The sequence below is a fragment of the Vibrio sp. EA2 genome (genome assembly GCF_033042495.1).
GTDB lineage: Bacteria > Pseudomonadota > Gammaproteobacteria > Enterobacterales > Vibrionaceae > Vibrio.
Window position 1 is genome coordinate 1 of the sequence record NZ_JAWLID010000035.1, and the last position, 3,049, is coordinate 3,049.

General features: G+C 38.6%; 3 protein-coding genes. All 3 read right to left on the reverse strand.

The window, feature by feature from the left end; all coding sequences use genetic code 11:
- Window positions 1–186: 186 nt before the first annotated feature.
- Window positions 187–639 (reverse strand): hypothetical protein, encoded by a 453-nt coding sequence (locus RXX31_RS24515; protein ID WP_317592193.1) that lies wholly within the window; start codon window positions 637–639, stop codon window positions 187–189.
- Window positions 640–784: 145 nt separating this feature from the next.
- Entirely contained in the window at window positions 785–1,324 is a 540-nt protein-coding gene (locus RXX31_RS24520) for a hypothetical protein (RefSeq protein ID WP_317592194.1), read from the reverse strand.
- Between the two features lie 664 nt (window positions 1,325–1,988).
- Window positions 1,989–2,954 (reverse strand): DUF4062 domain-containing protein, encoded by a 966-nt coding sequence (locus RXX31_RS24525; RefSeq protein WP_317592195.1) that lies wholly within the window; start codon window positions 2,952–2,954, stop codon window positions 1,989–1,991.
- Between the last annotated feature and the right edge of the window lie 95 nt (window positions 2,955–3,049).

Here is a 3,049-nt window from a genome sequence, read left to right on the forward strand (position 1 = left end):
ATTAGTACAAAGTAACGTACAAATAATAGTTCAACTAATAGTTATGAGCAAGAACTTGATACTGTGTTATAACGCCCGCTTAAGTGGTGAGCAACGCTACCACTATACTTAATTATTGCATCGTAAACACAAAAGCTAAATCAAACCAAAACCGCCGGGCGTTGCGAATCCGCCTTAAAGCGTTTGTTATGTGTTGCTCTCCACAAGTCGATTCTTACTTTCTTCGAGTCTTTCTTGATTTAACTTGAGAGCTAATTCAATCTGGCCTACTTTGACATAAAGACTATAAAATCGTTTTTCTGGCCTTTGAATTTTCCCCACATCCATATTAGAAAAGAGCTCTAGTGTTTCGTTAACCCATTCTAGCGCATGATTCGACGTACTGATGATATTTGCACTTTCCTGTTCTGTTATTTTTGCCGATTCAAACTCGTCAATGAATCGCTTGGCTTCACGATTGATCTCTTCCGCTAACTTTATATTTTTCTGAGCTAATAGCTTAGCGGAAAAAAGTTGATCAACTAAACGAAGTTGACTCGATTCAATTCTAACTTGTTGGCTATATCGATATGTGAGATATGCAACGGCTAGACTAATAGCTGAGATACCTATAGCTGCGAATGAAATGTAATTATCCACTTTATCCCTCTTTAACACATAACGCCCTGTTAAGGTGTGAGCAACCCAATACCGATGCCACCGCATACTACCTTAACCACTAAACACAACGCATAGTAAAAATGCCATGCGTTGCGAATCACTCTTAAACAGTTTGTTAGGAATTTTATTCGAATATGGCACGTCCAAACTTTTGTTCCATATAGGAGCGAAACCCTGAACGATCTCCCCAATGTTTGCTCAGTTCAAACTTATCTCCATGAATTGTTACACCATAATTACCCTTAAGTTCCTCTGCGTTATTTTCAGGGGCTAGTACGACAGAAACAATCAACCCAATAATGAAGCTAGGAGGTAAATTCCATTGTTGCCCGATACTCATGCCCTCTAGATTGTCGAAGTTAAGCCTAGGGTCTAACTCACCCTCATGAGCGATCGAAGTTCTGCCAAACTTGTAGATTGCTTCAGGAAAGCTAATTCCGTCGACATTTATGCGAAATATATTTTGAGTTGCGATGTAAGTGATAATATCTAGCTCGTCATCTAAGAATTTTTTTATTCTTTTTCCCACACCGTCTTTAGGGTATCTTTTCTTCGCTGTTTTATCTAAAGCTGGAAAGAAATGAACTAACGCACTTTCAAAATCATTCTGTTGAAAGCTAATTATACTTGATTCTATTCGTCTGCTAATCGAGCTTGTCGACATCAAAATTCTCCTAAAATTCCTAACGCCCAATTAAGGGGTGAGTAACGCAACTCCGATGCCACCGCAAACCACCTAAATCACTAAAATTAACGCATAGTAAAAATGCCACGCGTTACGAATCCCTCTTGAATTGTTTGTTAGTACTCTGCCCGTAAACCTTTTGCACACGCCAAGATATTGAAATATAGCATGAAACTTTTGGCTTAAAACGCTGAAGATAAAGGGACAACTGCCAAACTAGAACTCACTCTCAAAACGCAAGTTGGCGAGAAGAAAAATATGCTTAACTGCCCTATTGCCGCCGTTTTCAAATTAGCAAAGGATACAGGCTGCAGAACTAAACGGCAGCGACAAAGAAACTCGTTTTTTGACGAAAATTTCTCAATACCAAAGAAGCCGCACCAGAGAAATAGCCCGAAAGTTAGAAACCGTAAACGGTGAAGTCAAAGCAAGCACATCACATATAGTGCCACCGGAAAGAACGTGAAAGGCACATTTGACCAGGTGTAAAACAAGGAAAAGAAACCGATAAACTCCGAAAGTTTTACCGTTGATGCCCATCCAGTACTAACGCCGCATTAAGGTGTGAGCAGCGCTTGGCTAAACTTGAGCGAAGCGAAAGTGCCAAGCGTTGAGAATCACTCTTAAATGCTTTGTTAAATTACTATTCGCTCAAATGTAGCTTTCTATCTAAGTACGCTAAGTAATCATTACCCTTTTTAGTAATATTAAATCGGCGCCATTGGACACTTGCTACTTTTTCATTAATTACTAATCCATGAATTTGCAATTTAGGACAAACGTTATGATACATAAATGATGCAGCTTCTCCGCTATTCATCTGATTTGTAATACCAGTAACAAAGACCTCTTTATTACTAACAAAAAGGTCAAGAAGCGTTCTCTGGACCTCTTCCTCTTTACCAGTGATTTTAGGAGGGATAACAACATCTATTGATTCAAGTAACTGCGTTAATTCGTCAAAGTTATTATTTTGATTTTTATCTGTGCTTACAGAATTGATTCTCTTTTCAGCTAAAGCTAGCTTTTCTATCAGTTCGTTGTTGGCTTCGGTCAATCTACTTATTTCTTCTAGCAAAGGCTGTACATTTGCAACCTCGTCTGCAGATACCCACCCCTTTAACTCTCGGGTTGCTGAAAAATCAGATAAACTTTCGTAAACACACAGCCTAATGTCTTTTTCATCATCAAAGAAAGAAGATATGTTTGAAAGTACTTTATCTCTAAATAACTTCAGCTCCTTAGGGTTTTCTTTTTCCATAAGATGCGTGCCAATATCTCTAACTCGAGACTCTAGAGCTTCCTCATTAATAACGACAGCAAATACTGGTTTTTCAAGTTCCAAAGCATAGTTGTACTCTAGTTCGGTGTAACTAACGCCCGAACTAGGCTCTAAACTCCCATATCGACCACCAAGAATCAGCATATATATATCAGACTCTTCAATCCAATTACGAATAGTTTCCATTTGGGATTTATCACCAGAAGTAAACAACTCCATACCTGCTGGAATATGTCCCGATTTCAGAATTGCACTTACCGCTGACTGACGATCTTCTTTTAAATCTTCATAAGTCGAAGATACAAATACTTGTAATTTTCTTTTCACTTAACTTTCCTAGTAATTTAACGCCTTGTTAAGGGGTGAAGCACGCAACACCAACGCTACCGAATACCACCTTAATCACTAAAACCAACGCATAG